The organism is Streptomyces misionensis (assembly GCF_007896895.1).
Lineage (GTDB): Bacteria > Actinomycetota > Actinomycetes > Streptomycetales > Streptomycetaceae > Streptomyces > Streptomyces misionensis_A.
Genome location: NZ_VOGW01000067.1, coordinates 4,165 through 23,028, shown reverse-complemented (window position 1 = coordinate 23,028; position 18,864 = coordinate 4,165). Strand labels below are relative to the sequence as shown.

The 18,864-nt window shown below is 73.5% G+C and carries 18 protein-coding genes and 1 pseudogene; 6 read left to right on the top strand and 13 right to left on the bottom strand.

What is annotated here, in order from left to right; translation table 11 throughout:
• The first annotated feature begins 50 nt into the window (after positions 1-50).
• On the top strand, positions 51-524 hold the full coding sequence (locus FRZ03_RS12310) for a carboxymuconolactone decarboxylase family protein (protein WP_146465183.1): 474 nt from the start codon (positions 51-53) through the stop codon (positions 522-524).
• Between the two features lie 72 nt (positions 525-596).
• Here the strand turns inward: FRZ03_RS12310 and FRZ03_RS12305 are convergent, their stop codons facing one another.
• Positions 597-1,082, bottom strand: coding sequence for a DUF2000 domain-containing protein (locus FRZ03_RS12305; RefSeq protein ID WP_186785382.1), 486 nt, complete (start codon positions 1,080-1,082; stop codon positions 597-599).
• Between FRZ03_RS12305 and FRZ03_RS12300 the strand changes: the two genes are divergently transcribed.
• Positions 1,081-1,908 carry a helix-turn-helix transcriptional regulator gene (locus tag FRZ03_RS12300; RefSeq protein ID WP_146465182.1) on the top strand — a complete coding sequence of 276 codons (828 nt, stop codon included), beginning with the start codon at positions 1,081-1,083 and terminating at the stop codon, positions 1,906-1,908. The genes FRZ03_RS12305 and FRZ03_RS12300 overlap by 2 nt on opposite strands.
• A gap of 10 nt (positions 1,909-1,918) precedes the next feature.
• Here the strand turns inward: FRZ03_RS12300 and FRZ03_RS12295 are convergent, their stop codons facing one another.
• Positions 1,919-2,419 (bottom strand): type III secretion system chaperone family protein, encoded by a 501-nt coding sequence (locus FRZ03_RS12295; protein WP_146465181.1) that lies wholly within the window; start codon positions 2,417-2,419, stop codon positions 1,919-1,921.
• Complete coding sequence (gene mshA / locus FRZ03_RS12290) at positions 2,412-3,749, bottom strand: D-inositol-3-phosphate glycosyltransferase (protein ID WP_146465180.1); 1,338 nt, start codon at positions 3,747-3,749, stop codon at positions 2,412-2,414. Before mshA ends, FRZ03_RS12295 begins: the two co-directional genes overlap by 8 nt.
• A gap of 181 nt (positions 3,750-3,930) precedes the next feature.
• Between mshA and FRZ03_RS12285 the strand changes: the two genes are divergently transcribed.
• Together FRZ03_RS12285 and FRZ03_RS12280 are read left to right on the top strand one after the other, a co-directional pair.
• Positions 3,931-4,776, top strand: a complete 846-nt coding sequence (locus FRZ03_RS12285) for a class I SAM-dependent methyltransferase (RefSeq protein ID WP_186785380.1) — start codon at positions 3,931-3,933, stop codon at positions 4,774-4,776.
• A 204-nt stretch (positions 4,777-4,980) separates the two neighbouring features.
• A complete protein-coding gene (locus FRZ03_RS12280) occupies positions 4,981-6,066 on the top strand; it encodes a C40 family peptidase (protein WP_146465178.1) in 1,086 nt (361 codons plus the stop codon).
• A gap of 106 nt (positions 6,067-6,172) precedes the next feature.
• On the opposite strand, the gene FRZ03_RS12275 is transcribed toward FRZ03_RS12280, so the two are convergent.
• Positions 6,173-7,978, bottom strand: coding sequence for a S9 family peptidase (locus tag FRZ03_RS12275; protein WP_146465177.1), 1,806 nt, complete (start codon positions 7,976-7,978; stop codon positions 6,173-6,175).
• Positions 7,979-8,227: 249 nt separating this feature from the next.
• On the opposite strand from FRZ03_RS12275, the gene FRZ03_RS12270 reads away from it, so the two are divergent.
• Complete coding sequence (locus FRZ03_RS12270) at positions 8,228-9,025, top strand: SURF1 family protein (RefSeq protein ID WP_186785379.1); 798 nt, start codon at positions 8,228-8,230, stop codon at positions 9,023-9,025.
• Positions 9,026-9,077: 52 nt separating this feature from the next.
• On the opposite strand, the gene FRZ03_RS12265 is transcribed toward FRZ03_RS12270, so the two are convergent.
• The 7 genes from FRZ03_RS12265 to FRZ03_RS12230 form a co-directional block, all read right to left on the bottom strand.
• Positions 9,078-10,205 (bottom strand): hypothetical protein, encoded by a 1,128-nt coding sequence (locus FRZ03_RS12265; RefSeq protein ID WP_261398940.1) that lies wholly within the window; start codon positions 10,203-10,205, stop codon positions 9,078-9,080.
• 53 nt (positions 10,206-10,258) lie between these two features.
• The gene (locus FRZ03_RS12260; protein WP_146465176.1) at positions 10,259-10,945 is read right to left on the bottom strand and encodes a SigE family RNA polymerase sigma factor; all 687 of its coding nucleotides are present in this window, start codon (positions 10,943-10,945) and stop codon (positions 10,259-10,261) included.
• 327 nt (positions 10,946-11,272) lie between these two features.
• Positions 11,273-12,328, bottom strand: coding sequence for an aspartate-semialdehyde dehydrogenase (locus tag FRZ03_RS12255; RefSeq protein ID WP_146465175.1), 1,056 nt, complete (start codon positions 12,326-12,328; stop codon positions 11,273-11,275).
• Positions 12,325-13,596, bottom strand: a complete 1,272-nt coding sequence (locus tag FRZ03_RS12250; protein ID WP_146465174.1) for an aspartate kinase — start codon at positions 13,594-13,596, stop codon at positions 12,325-12,327. Before FRZ03_RS12250 ends, FRZ03_RS12255 begins: the two co-directional genes overlap by 4 nt.
• Before the next feature lie 194 nt (positions 13,597-13,790).
• Entirely contained in the window at positions 13,791-14,453 is a 663-nt protein-coding gene (locus FRZ03_RS12240) for a DUF5063 domain-containing protein (protein WP_146465173.1), read from the bottom strand.
• Positions 14,446-15,045: a recombination mediator RecR gene (gene recR, locus FRZ03_RS12235; RefSeq protein ID WP_070024150.1), complete on the bottom strand. Its 600-nt coding sequence runs from the start codon at positions 15,043-15,045 to the stop codon at positions 14,446-14,448. The genes FRZ03_RS12240 and recR overlap by 8 nt, the downstream gene beginning before the upstream one ends.
• A 51-nt stretch (positions 15,046-15,096) precedes the next feature.
• Positions 15,097-15,441: a YbaB/EbfC family nucleoid-associated protein gene (locus FRZ03_RS12230; protein WP_070024151.1), complete on the bottom strand. Its 345-nt coding sequence runs from the start codon at positions 15,439-15,441 to the stop codon at positions 15,097-15,099.
• A gap of 236 nt (positions 15,442-15,677) precedes the next feature.
• On the opposite strand from FRZ03_RS12230, the gene FRZ03_RS12225 reads away from it, so the two are divergent.
• Complete coding sequence (locus tag FRZ03_RS12225) at positions 15,678-16,427, top strand: SLATT domain-containing protein (RefSeq protein ID WP_146465172.1); 750 nt, start codon at positions 15,678-15,680, stop codon at positions 16,425-16,427.
• Between the two features lie 49 nt (positions 16,428-16,476).
• Here FRZ03_RS12225 and FRZ03_RS12220 read toward each other — a convergent pair whose 3' ends face one another.
• Both FRZ03_RS12220 and FRZ03_RS39055 read right to left on the bottom strand, forming a co-directional pair.
• Complete coding sequence (locus FRZ03_RS12220; protein ID WP_146465171.1) at positions 16,477-18,009, bottom strand: substrate-binding domain-containing protein; 1,533 nt, start codon at positions 18,007-18,009, stop codon at positions 16,477-16,479.
• Positions 18,010-18,142: 133 nt separating this feature from the next.
• Positions 18,143-18,864 (bottom strand): annotated as a pseudogene (locus FRZ03_RS39055) (serine/threonine protein kinase); the annotation flags it as partial.

Here is an 18,864-nt window from a genome sequence, read left to right as displayed (position 1 = left end):
CGTCAATGAGGTGTAGCCAGCACCGACCACACCACGGGAGCGCACCGATCATGGATGCTCGTCTGAACCTGATGACCAGCCCCCTCGGCGCCAAGTTCTTCAAGTACGTCAACTCGGCGGGCAAGGTCCTCACGGACTCCACCGTGCCGCACGCCACCCAGGAGCTGGTGAAGCTCCGCGCCAGCCAGATCAACGGCTGCGGGTTCTGCACCGACATGCACACCAAGGACGCCGAGGCCGCCGGCGAGAGCACGCAGCGGCTCCACCTGGTCGCGGCCTGGCGCGAGGCCACGGTGTTCACCGAGGCCGAGCGCGCCGCGCTGGAGCTGGTGGAGCAGGGCACGCGGATCGCGGACGCGGCCGGCGGGGTCACCGACGAGGCCTGGACCGAGGCCGCCAAGCACTACGACGAGGAGCAGCTCGCCGCCCTCGTCGGCCTGATCGCGATGATCAACCTCTACAACCGGCTGAACGTCATCGTCCGGCAGCCGGCGGGCGACTACCAGCCGGGCATGTTCGGCTGACCCCGGCCCGGCCGGCACCGGGAGGGGCGGCCGGTACGGGGGTCCGGCCGGTCCGCCCCCGAGGGGCGCGCGTCACGGATGCATGCGCGCCCCCTTCAGCACCTTGTCCACGCCGTTGCGCGGGCCGTACACCGCCAGCCCGACCAGGTCCAGATCGGCCGTCGGGACGGCGCGTACGGCCGCGCGGTTGTCGCGGTCGTTGCCGGTGGCGAACAGGTCCGCCGTGAACACCGCGCAGGGCAGCGCCCGGCCGAGCGCCCGCTCGTGGGCCGCGCGCAGGGTCTCCTTGTCGCCCTCGAAGACCAGCACCGGCTGCCGGAACATGGGCAGGTACGTCACCCCGTCCGCGTCCTCGTAGGGCTCCCCGACCACCTCGGGCAGGGTCGCGCCCAGGCCGCTGACCAGGAACGCGGTCACGTTCAGGCGCTGCCAGGGGGCCAGGTCCGCGCGCAGCAGCACGGCGATCTTGGTGTCGAAGCGGACGGGTTCGGTGCTCAGGGAACTCATGGGTCGAGACTGCCGACCGCCGCACGGCGCCGTCTTGTACGTTGTTTGCATGGCCGTGAGCAGGGCCGCGAGCGCCCCGGGGGAGGAAGTGAACGCGTGGCGCCCCCGCGTCCCGGGCGTCACCGAGGTGTTCCACGCCCACTTCACCGAGTACGCCTACCCGATGCACGTCCACGACGCCTGGACGCTGCTGATCGTGGACGACGGGGCGGTGCGCTACGACCTGGACCGCCATGAGCACGGCACCCCGCTGGACACGGTCAGCCTGCTGCCGCCGCACGTGCCGCACAACGGCTCCCCGGCGACCCCGGGCGGCTTCCGCAAGCGGGTGGTGTACCTCGACAGCAGCCGGCTGGGCGAGGAGCTGATCGGGGCCGCCGTCGACGGGCCCGATCTGCGCGACCCCGTGCTGCGCCGGCGCGTCGGACAGCTGCACGCGACCCTGGCCCGGCCCGGCGACGAGCTGGAGGCGGAGAGCAGGCTGACCCTGGTCGGGGAGCGGCTGCGGGACCATCTGCGGCGCCGGGTCGAACCGCCGAGTCCCCGGCGCGATCCCCGACTCGCGCGCCGCTTGCGGGAGTTGCTGGACGCGCGGCTCGTCGACGGCGTCTCGCTGACCGAGGCGTCGGCGCTGCTGCACGCCCATCCCGCCCATCTCGTACGGGCGTTCAGCGGCGCGTACGGCATCGCCCCGCACCAGTACCTGATGTCCCGCCGGGTCGGCCGGGCCCGCCGGCTGCTGCTGGACGGGCTGCCGCCGGGCGAGGTGGCGGCCCTGACCGGCTTCTACGACCAGGCCCATCTCACCCGGCACTTCCGGAAGTTGGTCGGGGTTCCGCCGGGCCGCTACCGGCGCGGGGCACGCCGGAGCGCGTAGCCGCCGGGGCTCACTCGGCCGGGCGGTCGATCAGGTGCTTGAAGGCGTCCAGGTTGCGGGTGGGTTCGCCGCGGGAGACGCGCCAGGCGTACTCCTTGCGGATGGAGGTGGCGAAGCCCAGTTCCAGCAAGGTGTTGAAGGCGCCGTCGGCCGCCTCCAGGACCTGGCCGAGGAGGCGGTCGATCTCCTCGGGGGTGACGGCGGCGAGCGGGAGACGCGCGGTGACGTAGACGTCGCCGAGCCGGTCGACGGCGTAACTCACGCCGTACAGCTTGAGGTTGCGCTCGAGGAGCCAGCGGTGGACGCCCGCCTCGTTCTCGTCGGGGTGGCGGACGACGAAGGCGTTGAGGGAGAGGGAGTGCCGGCCGACGAGGAAGGAGACCGTGGTGGACAGCTTGCGCGTGCCGGGCAGCTTGACCACGTAGTTCCCGGGCTCGGGGCGCTCCCACTCCAGTTCGGCGTCCTGGAAGACGGCCTCCAGGACCTGTCCGGCCTTCTCGACATCACCCATGGTGGGAGCGTACGCGACGGCGGTACGACTGGGTCGCGGCCGTGTAGACGTCGGCGGTCGCCGCGGCCGCCGCGTCCCAGCCGAAGCGCCGGGCGTGCCGGGCGGCGGCCTCGCCCATGCGCGCGGTGAGGGCGGGCTCGTCGGCGAACCGGCCGAGCACGCGCGCGTAGTCGGCGGGGTCGTGCCCGTCGACCAGGAAGCCGGTCTCGCCGTCGCGCACGGCCACCGGCAGCCCGCCGACCGAGGCGGCGAGCACCGGGGTGCCGGCCGCCTGCGCCTCGATGGCGACCAGTCCGAAGGACTCGCTGTAGGACGGCATGACCAGCACGGACGCGGCCCGGAACCAGTCCGCGAGCTGCTCCTGGCCGACCGGCGGGCGGAACCGTACGACGTCCGCGATGCCGAGCCGGGCGGCGAGCTTCTGGAGTCCCTCGGGCTTGGCGAGGCCGCTGCCGCTGGGGCCGCCGACCACCGGGACGAGGATGCGCGAGCGCAGTTCGGGGCGCTCGTCGAGGAGGACGGCCACCGCGCGCAGCAGCACGTCCGGGGCCTTCAGGGGCTGTATGCGGCCCGCGAAGACCGGGATCAGGGCGTCCGGCGGCAGGCCGAGGCGGGCGCGGGCGGCGGCCCGGCCGTCGGCGGGGCGGAAGCGCTCCAGGTTCACGCCGGGGTGGACGACGGCGACCTTGGCGGGGTCGGCCTCGTAGTACCGGGCGAGTTCGCCGGCCTCCTCGGCGGTGTTGGCGATCAGCCGGTCCGCGGCGGCGACGATCTGCGTTTCGCCGATGACCCGGGCGGCGGGCTCGGGACGGTCGCCGGCGGCCAGGTTGGCGTTCTTGACCTTGGCCATGGTGTGCATGGCGTGCACCAGGGGCACGCCCCAGCGCTGGGCGGCGAGCCAGCCGACGTGTCCGGAGAGCCAGTAGTGGGAGTGGACGAGGTCGTAGTAGCCGGGGCGGTGGCCGGCCCATGCCTGCATCACCCCGTGGGTGAAGGCGCACAGCTGGGCGGGCAGCTCCTCCTTGGCCAGCCCCTCGTACGGGCCCGCGTCGACGTGCCGGACCAGGACGCCGGGGGCGAGCTGGACGGTGGCGGGCAGGTCGCCGGCCGTGGCCCGGGTGAAGACCTCGACCTCGATGCCGAGCGCGGCCAGCCGCTGGGCCAGCTCCACGATGTAGACGTTCATGCCGCCGGCGTCGCCGGTGCCGGGCTGGTGCAGGGGGGAGGTGTGGACGGAGAGCATGGCCACCCGGCGGGGTCTGCGGTGCAGCCGGAGCCGGGGAGCGGCGGACGGGGAGCGGCGCACGAGCCTGCCGGTGTACTGGCTCACGTGGCGGTCCTCCTTGTGGGCATGCCGTCTGGAGGACTCGCCCGTGCCCTCCACGCTGGTGCAACAGCGGCGGGGGTGCCGGCCATTTCCGGAACAAGCGGCTTTACCGAATCATTGCCTTGTCGTGTGAACCCCGGCACGTCCGGCCGCGTCTCTCCCGCATCCCTTTACCCTCGTACGCATGGCCTCCCGCAGCATCCTCCCCCTCTCTCGGCTCCGTTCGAGCGGGGGGCCGCCCGTCGTGGGCACCGTGACGCGCGGGACCACCAACCCGAACCGGCTGCGCCGCATGGACCGCTGGATCGCGGCGGCGCACGGCGCCGAGCTGCGCCGGGCCGGCGAACCGGTCGTGGTCGACCTCGGCTACGGCGCCGCCCCCTGGACCGCCGTCGAGCTGCTCGGCCGGCTGCGCACCGTCGCCCCCCGCACCCGGGTCGTCGGCATCGAGATCGAACCGGAGCGGGTGGCGGCGGCCCGGCCCTACGAGCGGGACGGGCTGGTCTTCCGGCACGGCGGCTTCGAGGTGCCGGTGCCCGGGCGCCCGACGCTGATCCGGGCCGCGAACGTGCTGCGGCAGTACGACGAGGCCGAGGTCGCCGCCGTCTGGGAGCGGCTGTGCGCGCGGCTGGCCCCCGCGGGCGGCGGTTCGCGCGGCGGGCTGCTGGTCGAGGGGACGTGCGACGAGATCGGGCGGCGGCACGTGTGGGTGGCGCTCGGCCCCGAGGGGCCCCGGACGGTCACCTTCGCCACCCGCCTCGGCTCGCTGGAGCGCCCCTCCGACCTCGCCGAGCGGCTGCCGAAGGCGCTGATCCACCGCAATGTGCCCGGCGAGCCGGTGCACGCGTTCCTGCGCGACTTCGACCGCGCCTGGGCGGCCGCCGCGCCGTACGCCTCCTACGGCGCGCGCCAGCGCTGGCTGCGCGCGGTGCGCTCCCTCACGGGCGACTGGCCGGTGACGGACGCGCCGGGCCGCTGGCGGCAGGGCGAAGTGACCGTGGCGTGGGAGGCGTTGGCGCCCCGGAGCTGAAACCACCCTTTCGGGTGGCCGGTAACGGAACGATCTCCGGGCGCCGTTCGTCACACGGGCGGGGTGGTCGTCGTCGCGGCCGGGCTGTTCGAGGCGTTGGGGGGAGTCCGACTTTCCTCACGGCCTCTGTCGCTTTGCGCGCGTCCGTGGCACGATCCCTCGGGGTCCGTATGTTACTGACGGTAAATCAGCTGGGGGGTAGGTATGGGTACGGGCAAGCGTGGTCTGCTCGCGGCCGCCCTGACCGTGGTCTGCGCGGTGACCGTGCTCGCGGCGCCCGGTGCGGCGTTCGCCGCGCCCGCACCGCCGCCGGGTGCCTCTTCCGCGCCCGGTCCGAGCCCGGCGCCCGTGCCGGACAAGGACCTCGAACAGGTCCGCCAGAAGCTCGACACGCTCTACCACGACGCGGCCGTCGCCACCGACGCGTACAACGCGGCCGAGGAGAAGGCGAAGAAGCAGTCCGCCGAGATCGCCGCGCTGACCAAGAAGATCACGGCCGGGCAGCGGAGGCTGGCGAAGCTCAAGGACCAGGCGGGCGCGGCGGCCCGGGAGCAGTACCGCGGCGGGGGGCTGCCGCCCACGGCCCAGTTCCTGCTCAGCGACGACCCGGGGCAGGTCCTGGACGGCGCCGGACTGGTCCTCCAGGGGCAGCAGGCGGCCAACCATCTGATCGGCGAACTGTCCGACGCCCAGCAGCAGTTGCAGGACTACGCGCAGGACGCCGCGGCCCAGTGGAAGAAGCTGGACGCGGACCGCAAGGCGAAGGCCGGCGCCAAGAAGAAGATCCTGCAGCAGATCGACGCCGCGAAGAAGCTGGAGGCGTCGCTGGAGGAGAAGCAGAAGGAGCGGCTCGCCCAGCTGGAGCAGCAGGCCGCGCTCAAGGCGCAGACCGCCTGGCTGGACACCGGCATCCTCGAGAAGATCCACGGCAAGGCGTCCGCCGCGGGCGAGAAGGCCGTGGCGTTCGCCACCGCCCAGATCGGCAAGCCGTACGTGTGGGGCGCCGAGGGCCCGGACTCCTTCGACTGCTCGGGCCTGACCTCCCAGGCGTGGGCCGCGGCCGGCCGTCCCATCCCGCGCACCTCGCAGGAGCAGTGGAAGCAGCTCAAGCACATCCCGGTGAAGGACATGCGCCCCGGTGACCTCGTCATCTACTTCGACGACGCCAGCCATGTCGCCCTCTACATCGGCGACGGCGCGATCATCCAGGCCCCCCGCCCGGGCCGCACGGTGACGGTCGCGGGCGCGGGCTCGATGCCGATCCTGGGCGTCGTACGACCGGACGCGTGACGCGGCCTGCGGCCAGGGACGGCAAGGGGGGCCGTGCCTAAGGCCGTGCCTACCCCCCGAAACGGCCGGCCGGGCAGCGGGCCGGCGGTTTCGGGGGACGAGGGGACTACGCCGGGAGGTGCCTCTTCGCGAAGTCCAGTTCCAGGGAGACCTGCTTGATGCGTTCGTCGGCGACCAGGGAGCCGTGGCCGGCGTCGTAGCGGTAGACCTCGTGGGTGGCACCGCGGGATTCGAGGCGTTTGACGTAGTTGTCGATCTGCCGGATGGGGCAGCGGGGGTCGTTGACGCCCGCCGAGATGTAGACGGGGGCCTCGACGCGGTCGACGTAGGTGAGCGGGGAGGACGCCTCGAAGCGCTCCGGGACCTCCTCGGGGGTGCCGCCCAGCAGCGTGCGGTCCATGGCCTTCAGGGCCTCCATCTCGTCGTGGTACGCCGTGACGTAGTCCGCGACCGGGACGACCGCGATGCCGACCGCCCACGCCTCCGGCTGGGTGCCGAGGCCGAGGAGGGTGAGGTAGCCGCCCCAGGACCCACCGGTGAGGACCAGGCGGTCGGGGTCGGCCAGACCGGAGGAGACCGCCCAGTCGCGGACGGCCGCCACGTCCTCCAGCTCGATCAGGCCGACCCGGTGCTTGAGCGCGTCCGTCCACGCGCGGCCGTACCCGGTCGAGCCGCGGTAGTTGACGCGGATCACCGCGTACCCGTGGTCGACCCAGGCGGCCGGGCCCGCGGCGAACGAGTCGCTGTCGTGCCACGTCGGGCCGCCGTGCAGGTCGAAGACGGTGGGCAGGGGGCCGGTGGCGCCCGCCGGCTTCTGGATCAGGGCGTGGACGCGGCCGCCGGGGCCCTCCACCCACACGTCCTCCACCGGCACCGACGGCGGGCACGCCATCCCCGGCGGGTCCAGCACCACCCCGCCGGAGGTGGACCGCACCGCCGGCGGCTCGGCGGCCGACGACCACAGGTACTCCACGCTGCCGTCCGGGCGGGCCGTCGCCCCGGAGACGGAGCCGGGCGGGGTCGGGACACGGGTCAGCCCACGGCGCGCCAGGTCGTAGCGGAACAGCTCGCTGCGGGCCTCGAAGCTGTGCACGATCAGCAGGCCCGAGCCGTCCGGGTACCACTCCGCAAAGACGTCACCGGGCAGCTCCAGGGCGAGGTCCGTCTCCTCCCCGGACGCCACGTCCCACACCAGCGGCTCCCAGCGGCCCCGGCGCTGGTGCCCGACGAGCAGCCGGCTGTCGCCCTCCACCGGCGCGAAGCCCAGCACTTCGAGGCCCAGTTCCTCGGTGCCGCCCTTGGTGTCGTCCAGCTCGGCGACCGGCGTGCCGTCCGGGCGCAGCACGCGCAGCGCCGCGTGCATCGCGTCGCCGTGCTCGGTGTGCTCGATGACGACCAGCGAGCCGTCGTGGGAGATGTCGCCGACGCCCGCGGACTCGCGGTGCCGGTAGATCTCCACCGGCTCCTCGCCCGCGCGGGCCAGGTGGATCGTCGTGCCGTCCTCGTCGGTGGAGCGGCCCACGACCGCGGTGCGGCCGTCACGGGCCAGGGCCAGACCGGCCGGGTAGGAGGGGGCGAGGCCCGGGACGGCCGGTTCGTCCGCGCCGCCGGTGAAGGGCTGGCGGCGCCAGATGCCGAACTCGTCGCCGTCCTTGTCGTCGAACCACCAGATCCAGGCGCCGTCCGGGGAGAGCACGCCGCTCGTCGTGCCGTTCGGCCGGGCCGTGGCCTGGCGCTGCTCGCCGGTGGCACGGTCCCACGCGTACAGCTCGTACGTGCCCGTCGCGTTCGACACGAACAGCGAGCGGTGCGGTGCGTCCTCCGCCCAGTCGGGCAGCGACACACGCGGCGCGCGGAAGCGCTTCTCCCAGTCCGGCATACCCGAGGTGTCCGGCGTCCTGCTCTCACTCATCGCCCCAGTCATGCGCCCATACTGCCTGGCCGCGCGGACAATTGTGTGGCGGGTGGGCACAGCCTGTGGACAACTTGCCGCACGCGTCCTTCGCCGCCGGTGACGCGGACCGGCTCCGGACATCCGGCGGTGAGCCGAGCGGCGGCGTCGCGGGGGGCGCCGGGCGGCTTCCTCCGCCCCGCCGAGTTCCCACCGGACATCCGGACCCTGCGGTCCGGGCGGCAGGGCGGGCGCCGTACCGTGGAGGGCGTGTACCGGTTTCTGCTGACTCCGCGCTGGTGGGGCATCAACGTCTTCGTGCTGCTCGCCATCCCCTTCTGCATCTTCATGGGGTCCTGGCAGCTGAGCCGGTTCGAGGGGCGGGTGCAGGAGGAGCACGCCGCGAACCGGCAGGCCGCCTCCGACAGCTCCGAGGCGGCGCGTCCGCTGGACTCGATGCTGCCGGTGGACAAGGCGACGTCGGGGCGGCGGGTGACCGCGCACGGACAGTACGGGACGCAGCTGCTCGTGCCCGGCCGGCAGCTGGACGACAAGGACGGGTTCTACGTCCTGACCCTGCTGCGCACCGGCACCGGCAAGGCGCTGCCGGTGGTGCGGGGCTGGCTGCCGGGCAGGGCCGACGCCTCGAAGGCGCCCGCCCCGCCCCGGGGCGAGGTGACCGTCACCGGCGCGTTGCAGGCCTCCGAGACGCCGGGGGACAACGGGGTGAGCGCGCAGGGCGGGCTGCCGGCCGGGCAGACGGCGGCGATCAGCTCGGCCTCGCTGGTCAACCTCGTGCCGTACCGCCTCTATGACGCGTGGGTGACGCTGGACAAGGCCGACTCGGGGATGAAGGCGGTGCCGGCGGCGGCGCCGGACGGCACCGGGCTGGACCTGAAGGCGTTCCAGAACCTGGGCTACACCGGCGAGTGGTTCGTCTTCGCCGGGTTCACGGTGTTCATGTGGTTCCGGCTGCTGCGGCGGGAGGTCGAGGCCGCGCGGGACGCCGAGCTGGGCCTGGCACCGGCGGAGGACGCGGCGCCGGTCACGGTGTCCTCCGGCGGCTGAGCCCGTCCTCGCCGCGCGGCCGGCCCCTGCGGGCGGGACCCGCGCGGTTTCCCTACGACCCCGCCAGCAGCCCCGTGTAGTACACCGTTCCCGCGCACTCCCCCGGCACCACCGTGGACGCCGTCGGGGAGCCCTGCTGGGCGGTGTGAGTGAGCAGGATGCCGCCGCCCGCCGGGGCGTCCCCGGTGCCCAGCTGGGTGGTGGTGCCGGAGGGGCCCCCGGCGTCGGTGGAGCCCTCCGTGGCGGTCGGTGTCGGGTCCGGGGTCGCGCCCCCGCCGTCCGCGCCGCCGGTCGAGCCGCCGCCGGTGGGACAGGTCTCGGAGGGCACGAAGGCGAACTTCTCCTCGTAGGCCGAACCCGGCTGGAGGACCATCCCGCTCACCTCCTGCGAGGGATCGGGCAGTCCGGTCGCCGCGTCCCCCGCCGCGTGCCGCACGACGATGATCTTCGCCGGTTCCGCGGCCCCCTGCGCGCTCGCGCCCACCGTGCCCGCGCCGTCGACCGTGCAGGCGCGCGCGGAGACGTTGGTGACGCGGAAGGTGCCGTAGACGACGCCCGCGGAGTCCGGCGCGTCCGTGCTGCCCGTGGCGGAGCCCAGCTGGCCCGCCGTGCACACCGGGACGCCCGCGGCCAGGGTGGCCGACGGATCGGCGCCCGCGGCGGCACCCGCGCCCGCGCCGCCGGTCCTGCCCTTCTCGCCGGGCTTGCCGCTCTCCTTGCCGGGCTGGGCCGGCCGGCCGTCGGCGGCCTTGCCGCCGTTCGCCTCGCCGCCCTTGTCCCTGCCGTGCCCGGTACCGGACTTGGCCTGCGAGGACTGGCCGGCCATCGCGGTGTCGGGGTCGCTGCCGCCGGAGCCGGAGACATGGACGAGGGCCGGGACGGCCGTGCCGAGGAACAGGGCCGCCGCGGCCATGCCCACGGCCGCCTGCCGCTTGCGGGCCCGCCGCGCGGGTACCGCCCGGCGCAGATGCTCCAGCGTGCCGGTGCTCGGCTCGATGCCGTCGACCGCGGAGTGCAGCAGCCGCCGCAGCGCCGCCTCGTCCGTCCCGGGGCCCCCGAGCACCGGAGCCGGTTCCCCGGCCTCCGCCTCGCCCTCACCGAAGGAGGCACGCGGCCCCCGGACGTCGTCCTCGGCCGGTGCGAGCCCCTCGGTGTTCCTGTCGTCGGGGCCGTGGTTCACAGTTTCGTTCCCAGCGTGCGGTGACGTGTGGTGGTGGCGTCGCGGTGCAGGGCTCATACCGGTTGCTCCATGGCCACCCGCAGCGCGGCGATCCCGCGCGAACCGTACGCCTTCACCGAGCCCAGGGAGATGCCGAGCGTCTCGGCGACCTGGGCCTCGGTCATGTCCGCGAAGTAGCGCAGGACCAGCACCTCCCGCTGGCGGCGCTGCAGTCCCTTCATCGCCTTGATGAGGTCGCGGCGCTCCAGCTGGTCGTACGCGCCCTCCTCCGCGCTCGCCATGTCCGGCATCGGCTTGGAGAGGAGCTTGAGACCGAGGATGCGCCGGCGCAGCGTGGAGCGCGAGAGGTTGACCACCGTCTGCCGGAGGTAGGCGAGGGTCTTCTGCGGGTCGCGGACGCGTTTGCGCGCCGAGTGGACGCGGATGAACGCCTCCTGGACGACGTCCTCGCAGGAGGCGGTGTCGTCGAGGAGCAGCGCGGCGAGACCGAGCAGCGAGCGGTAGTGCGCCCGGTAGGTCTCGGTGAGATGGTCGACGGTGGTGCCGGCGACGGCCTCGGCGGCCGTGCCCGCGGTGGTGTCCTCAGCGCCGTCTCGCTGACCGGGTATGCGGGCGGGCCGCGCGGCGGGCATGGGCGCGATCACCGGCATGCCGCCGGGCGTACGGGGCCGCAGCGCCGCACGCGGCGGCCGGAGGGCCGCCGTGCCGCCGGCCGCGGTGAGTTCGAGTACCTCTGCCACGCCAGTTGGACACGTCTGCCCCCGTCAGGGTTGTACGTGCCGGGCGTCACATGTGCGACAGCCGGCGGTGCCTCAAGTGCCGTCATGCGTCCCGCTCTTCCCCTATGTCCGATATGGACGGGCATCCCCGTACCCGGTCCGTTCGCGGCGCCCCCACGCCCGCCACCCCTCACCCCGAAGAGTGACCGCAAAGACGCTCCCCGCCCTGCGCGCGGTTGCGGAGGGCGGGGAGGCACATCTTCTGTCGCCGGGAGGGACGGCTCAAGCGGTTTCGACCATGCCGCCGACCACACTTCTCACACAGATCCTACAAAGCGGCACCATGCGTCACCCGGCGGACTCCCGGGCGACGAGTTCCGCGATCTGCACGAGGTTCAGTGCGGCACCTTTGCGCAAATTGTCGCCGCAGACGAAGAGTTCGAGCGCGGTCGGGTCGTCCAGCGCCCGCCGCAGCCGGCCCACCCAGGCGGGGTCGGTGCCCACCACGTCGGCGGGGGTGGGGAATTCGCCGGCCTCCGGGTCGTCGCACAGCACCACGCCGGGCGCGGTGGCGAGGATCTCGCGGGCGCCGGCCACCCCGGTCTCGCCCTGGAAGCGGGCGTGGACGGTGAGCGAGTGGGTGGTGACCACCGGCACCCGGACACAGGTCACCGAGACCGGCAGCCCGGGCAGGGAGAGGATGCGGCGGGTCTCGTCGCGCACCCGCAGCTCCTCGGAGGACCAGCCGTCCTCGGCCGCCGTGCCGGCCCACGGCACGACGTTCAGCGCGACCGGCTCCGGGAACGGGCCGGTGCCCTCGCCCACGGCCCGCCGTACGTCACCGGGCGCGGTGCCCAGCTCGGTGCCGGCGACCAGGGACAGCTGAGCCCGCAGCGTCTCCACGCCGGCCCGCCCGGCCCCGCTCACCGCCTGGTACGACGACACCACCAGCTCGCGCAGCCCGTACTCGGCGTGCAGCGCGGCCAGTGCGACGATCATGGTGAGGGTGGTGGCGCCGGGGTTGGCGACGACGCCGCGCGGGCGGTTGCGCACCCGGTGGGCGTTGACCTCGGGCACCACCAGGGGCACCTCCGGGTCGGCGCGGAAGGCGCCGGAGTTGTCGACGACCACCGCGCCGCGCGCGACGGCGAGGGGCGCCCACTCGGCGGCGACCGCCTCCGGCACGTCGAACAGGGCGATGTCGACCCCGGCGAAGGCGTCCTCGGTCAGGGCCGCCACCTCGACCTCCTCCCCGCGCACGGTCAGCTTGCGGCCGGCCGAGCGGGGGGAGGCGAACAGACGGATCTCGCCCCAGACGTCCGCGCGCTGGGACAGGATCTGGAGCATGACCCGGCCGACGGCTCCGGTCGCCCCCACGACCGCGAGCGTCGGCTTGGCGGTCATCGGCCGGTGCCTCCGTAGACGACGGCCTCGTCGGTGTCGGAGTCCAGCCCGAAGGCGGTGTGCACGGCGCGCACGGCCTCCGGCACGTCGTCCTTGCGGGTGACCACGGAGATGCGGATCTCGGAGGTGGAGATCAGCTCGATGTTCACGCCCGCGTCCGACAGCGCCTCGAAGAAGGCGGCGGTGACGCCCGGGTTGGTCTTCATGCCCGCGCCGACCAGCGAGATCTTGCCGATCTGGTCGTCGTAGCGCAGCGAGTCGAAGCCGATGCCGCCGCGGCTCTTCTCCAGGGCGTCGATGGCCTTGCGGCCCTCGCTCTTGGGCAGCGTGAAGGAGATGTCCGTCAGACCGGTGGCGGCGGCGGACACGTTCTGCACGACCATGTCGATGTTGATCTGGGCGTCGGCGATGGCCCGGAAGATCGCGGCGGCCTCACCCGGCTTGTCCGGCACGCCGACGACCGTGATCTTGGCCTCGGAGGTGTCGTGCGCGACACCGGAGATGATGGCCTGCTCCACCTTCTTGTCCCCAATCGGCTCACTGCTGACCCACGTGCCCTGCAACCCGCTGAAGCTGGAGCGGACGTGGATCGGGATGTTGTAGCGGCGGGCGTACTCCACACAGCGGTGGAGCAGCACCTTGGAGCCGGAGGCCGCGAGCTCCAGCATGTCCTCGAAGGAGATCCAGTCGATCTTCCTGGCCTTCTTCACCACGCGCGGGTCGGCGGTGAACACGCCGTCGACGTCGGTGTAGATCTCGCAGACCTCGGCGTCGAGGGCGGCGGCGAGGGCCACGGCCGTGGTGTCCGAACCACCGCGGCCGAGGGTGGTGATGTCCTTCTTGTCGGCGCTGACGCCCTGGAAACCGGCGACGATCGCGATGTTGCCCTCGTCCAGCGCCGTCCGGATACGGCCGGGCGTGACGTCGATGATCCGGGCCTTGTTGTGGACCGAGTCGGTGATGACGCCGGCCTGGCTGCCGGTGAAGGACTGGGCCTCGTGGCCCAGGTTTTTGATCGCCATGGCCAGCAGCGCCATGGAGATACGCTCTCCGGCGGTCAGCAGCATGTCGAATTCACGCCCGGCAGGCATCGGAGAAACCTGCGCGGCGAGATCGATCAGCTCGTCCGTCGTGTCGCCCATCGCGGAAACGACGACGACAACCTGGTTGCCGTTCTTCTTCGCTTCCACGATCCGCTTGGCGACGCGCTTGATGCCTTCGGCATCGGCTACGGAGGAGCCTCCGTACTTCTGCACGACAAGGCCCACGTGCGCTCCTCGCTCGGTTCGTTTGTGTCGGCTCAGTTTAACGAGCGCCCGAAATCCACCACCCTGCTCCCGCATGGTGAGACATCCGCCGATCGGACCTCGGGCGCCCGCTTCCGCAGGGCCTCCTGCCCGCCCCGCGGCGAGCCACGCGAAACGTGCCCCGGGTCACAGCCGGCGGCCGCGGCCCGGCCGGCTCAGATCCCCGGCCGGATGCCCAGCGGGCCGCCGATCTCCTCGGCCATGACGCGGCCCGCCTCGAACTCCAGGGTCTCGTCGCCCATCGGGGTCTGGTCGGTGTCCAGGCCGTCCAGCTCCTCCAGGGGCTGGTTGAGCCGGACGTGGATGAGCACCGACTGGAGGGCGCGCAGCACCGCGGAGGCCGTCGGACCCCAGTTGGAGAAGTAGGAGAACTGCCACCACCACAGCGCCTCGGTGGTGCGGCCCGCGCGGTAGTGGGCCATGCCGTGGCGCAGGTCCGTGATGACGTCGGCGAGGTCGTCCGAGATCCGGGCCGGCACCGGGGCCTTGCGGGGCTCGTAGGGGTCGAAGACCTCGGAGTAGACGTCGACGGGCTCCAGCAGCCGGGCGAAGTTCTCGCGCAGCGCGTCCACGTCGGCCTCCGGGCCCGGGTCGGGCTCGTAGCGCTCGTCGGGGACGATGTCCTCGTGGGCGCCCAGCCGGCCGCCGGCCAGCAGCAGCTGGGAGACCTCCAGGAGGAGGAACGGGACGGCCGAGCCGGGCTCGTCGCCCTTGGCCACCTCCGTGACGGCGACCAGGAAGCTCTCGACCTGGTCCGCGATCTGGACCGCGAAATCGTCGGGGTCCTGCGACGTGGCGTGCAGCGTGGCGTCAGACATCTAGGAGTCTTCTCCCCTCGAAGGCGCGGCCGAGGGTGACCTCGTCCGCGTATTCCAGGTCGCCACCCACCGGGAGGCCGCTGGCCAGGCGGGTGACCTTCAGGCCCATGGGCTTGATCATGCGGGCGAGGTACGTGGCCGTCGCCTCGCCTTCGAGATTCGGATCGGTGGCCAGGATCAGCTCCGTGACCGACCCGTCGGCCAACCGCGCGAGAAGTTCCCGTATACGCAGGTCGTCGGGTCCCACGCCCTCGATGGGGCTGATGGCGCCGCCGAGCACGTGGTACCGGCCGCGGAACTCGCGGGTGCGCTCGATCGCGACGACGTCCTTGGGCTCCTCCACGACGCAGATCACCGAGGGGTCGCGGCGCGGGTCACGGCAGATGTTGCACAGTTCCTCCTGCGCGACGTTGCCGCACGTCGCGCAGAAGCGGACCTTCGCCTTGACCTCCAGGAGCGCCTGGGCGAGCCGCTTCACGTCCGTCGGCTCGGCCTGAAGCACGTGGAAGGCGATCCGCTGCGCGCTCTTGGGACCGACGCCGGGCAGCCGCCCCAGCTCGTCGATGAGGTCCTGGACCACGCCTTCGTACAAGGGACTGCCCTTCCTGGAGACCTTTCGGTACGTACGCTAGTGGGGACGGGCTCAGAACGGCAGACCGGGGATGCCCGTGCCGCCGCCCAGGCCCTGCGCCAGCGGGCCGAGCTTCTGCTGCTGGAGCGCCTGCGCGTTCTCGTTGGCCGCCTGCACGGCCGCCACGATCAGGTCGGCGAGGGTCTCGGTGTCCTCCGGGTCCACCGCCTTGGGGTCGATCTTCAGTCCGCGCAGCTCGCCGGCGCCGGTCACGGTGGCCCGCACCAGGCCGCCGCCCGCCTGCCCGTCGACCTCCGTCTCCGCCAGTTCCTGCTGCGCCCGCTGCAGATCCTGCTGCATCTTCTGCGCCTGCTGGAGCAACTGCTGCATGTTGGGCTGGCCACCACCGGGGATCACGATCAGCTCCTCTACGTCTTTCTCCTTGGCACGAGCCTACGTGGTCCGGGCGGCCCTCGCGTCGCCACTCTTTCGAGTGAGAGAGACGGCGGATCTCTACCTGATCAAGGCCCTCTTCCGGGCGGAAAAGCCGGGAAAGTCCGGACCGGGCCACCCGTTGGGCGGTAGGAAGGGTGACGCACGTCGCCAGGGAATGTCACGCCACGTGACCGGTCGTGATCAGTAGGGAGTGCCGGGTGGGTCAGCCGGAGATGCAGCCCGAGGGGCCGCCTCAGGACGGGCGGGGCGAGGGCGCGCCCGGTCCCCGGCCGGGCGATCTGACCGGCCGGGCCCTGCCGCCCGGCGACTGGGGCGAACCCGGCGAGCGGCTGGACGAGTTGTACCGGTGGGTGGAGCACGGGGCGCTGCGCACGGCGGACTGGTACCTGCGAGACCGGCTGTGGAAGCGGCGCGGGGCACGGGTGCTGCGGTCCGGGGCCGCGGCGGGGGCGGTGACCGGGGTGGCCCTGCCGCTGCTGGACCTGACCGGGATCACGGCCGGCGCGGCCCGCTGGGGGTGTCTGGCGCTGCTGCTGGCGGCCGCCTGCGCCGGCGTCGACCGGTACTTCGGGGTGACGTCCGGCTGGATGCGGGACGTGGCGACGGCGCAGGCGGTGCAGCGGCGGTTGCAGGCGCTCCAGTTCGACTGGGCGGCGGAGGGCATGCGGGAGGTGCTGGGCCCCGCGGAGGGGACGGCGAGCGAGGCGGCGGAGCGGTGCGTGGTGCTGCTGCGGCGTTTCTCGGAGGACGTGACGGAGCTGGTGCGGGTGGAGACGGCCGACTGGATGGGGGCGTTCCGGGCGGGGGCGGCGCCGCTGGGCGTCCAGGGTGCGGTGGGGTACGTGCCCCGGCAGGAGGCGGGCGGCCAGGGCGGCCGGCTCCCGCTGCCGCCGGTGGGCGGCGCGCGCCCGAACATGCCGCGCCAGCGGCCTCCGGAGCCCCGGTGAGCCGGGGCCGGTACGGCTCACCCGCGCGCGGAAGGAGACCGCGCCGCTGTCACTGGGCGCACAGCTTCATGCCCTCCGGGGTCCAGCACGGCACGTGCCCGTGTGTGCGGATGACGTCCTGGCCGTTCCCCCGGGTCAGGTAGGTCAGGAAGCTGGAGGCGAGGGAGCCGGCGGGCGGGCGGCCGTAGGTGTAGGCGTACTCGATCTCCCGGTAGGGATACCGGCTGTGACCGTGCTCGACCGCGTCGACCGACGGCGCGTCCCCGTCCAGGGCGAGCACGCGCAGCACCTTCGCCCCGGTCGCCGAGTTCAGCTCGCTGTAGCCGATCGCGCCGGGCAGCCGCGCGACCTCGGCCAGCACCTGGTCGGTGGAGTCCAGTTCGCACCGCGCCACCGGCGCCGAGGGGTAGTCCTTGTGCACGCAGTCGACGGACGTGTTCGCCATCTCGCCCTCCCCCAGCACCCGGCGCTGGAACACCTGCCGCGTCCCGGAGTTGGCGTCCCGGCTGACCAGGCGCACCGGCAGGGAACGCCCGCCCAGCTGCGCCCAGTCGGTGATCTCGCCCCGGTACAGCCGGCGCACGTCCGCCGTGGACAGGTTCCGCAGCCCCACGTCGTCGTTGACGACGAGCGCGAACACCGACAACGCCACCCGGTTCTCCCGCAGCGCGGACAGATCACCGGGCCGGGGTCCGTCGGAGAGGGCGACGACCGGCGGCGACCCCCGGCCCTTGCGCGCGGCCCCCGCGGCCGCCAACTCCCGTGTCCCCGCGGTCGATCCATGGGCGTCGACGGTGACGACGGAGCCCGCGCAGTCCTGCTCGTACTTCTTCGCCGCCTCCCGCGCCACCGGCTCGAACGCCGTGGACCCGACCACGGTCAGCGTGCCCTTCTCGCAGCCGACGGGCGGCGGGGTGTCGTCGCGGGCCACCACGATCGCGGCCAGGGTCACCACGCACACCGTGAGCATGAGGGTGATGGCGCGCGAGGCCCGGCTGAACAGCGGCGGCTTGTCGTCCGGGGTGGCGCTGCGGTTGGGGTGCACCTCGCCGTCCCGGATGCCGCCGATCAGCCGTATCCCGCGGCCCACGTCCCCGCCGGTCAGCAGCACCAGCAGCTTGAAGTGGTCCCCCCTGTTGAGCGGGACGGGCGGGATGCGCAGGGTGTTGCCCTCGTAACCGAAGCCGCGCTCGCCGGTGAAGTGGTCCATCAGATGCCCGGTGTCGCTCGGCTGGGTCACCGAGACCCCGCGCACGGTCCGGTCGGTGAACACCGCGGTCAGGCCGTGGTCCTCGGGACCGGTGTAGTCGGCGCGGTCGATGCCCAGCGAGCCGTCGTTCTCGATGCGCAGCAGCACCAGCGTGGCGTCCGACATGCCCGGCACCTCGTCGAACAGCCCGAGCCGCCGGTTGGCCCGCCCCGACCGCACGTCGTCGCCTATGGCGTTGTCCATCTGGACGCGATAGCCGATCCTCTTGTGCCGGGGCACCCGGCGCTCGTACCAGACCATGCCCGCGGAGGCGACGATGCCCAGCACCGCCGTACCGACGGCGACGACGTTCTCCGCGCTCAGCCACGCCATGTGGGTGCCCCCGCAACTCCCCGGAGCCGGATGGGGCAGCCACGGTACGCGCGCGCAAGGGTACGAACCGGACACGTTCGCGGAAGTTCGCCGTGCGTTCAACCACCGCGCGACGCGGGGGCGTTGGCGGTCGTCACTGCTTCACGTACGTCAGGCTCTCGCCGCCGCCCTGCTGCGCCCGCCGCAGCCGTCCGTCGGGCAGCAGGCTGACCTCGGTCGCGTCGCCCGGGGTGCAGGAGGAGGCGGGTTCGCCGCTGGTCACGGTGGACGGCCCGATCTCCAACGGGCCCTGGGACAGCGGCTCCTGGCTCAGCGGGGCGGCGAAGACGCAGTGGTACGCCGGTCCGTCCGCGACCAGCGTCAGCACGCTGTCGCCCACCCCGCCCTGGCGGATGGTGAGTCGGCGGGTGCCGGTGCCCGTGGCGCCGTCGACGGTCGCGGTCCAGGTGCCGAGGTAGCCGTCCGGGACCGCGCCGCCCGCGGCCCCGGAGGACGAGCCGGAACCCGGAGCGCGCTCGCCCGAGCCGGTGGGCGACGCGGAGCCGGACCCGGGCGCGGCCGTACCGCCGTCCTTGCCGTCGGTCCCGCTGTTCAGCAGCGCGTACACCGAGCCGCCGGCCCCGAGCGCGACGATCACCGCGATCAGGACGAGCAGCGCGGTGGACCGCCCGCTGCGCCGCTCCGGTTCCCCGGGCTCCGTCCCGTACGGCTGGTACGGCGGCCCCGGGTGCCCGGCCCCGAAGGAGGGCGCGGGCCCGTCCGGCGCGAGGTGCGGGGGGCGCGCGGCCTGGTGCGGGTGCTGCTGGGGACGGCCGTCCTGGGCGGCCGGCCACCCCGGCGGGGCCGGCGGCCCCG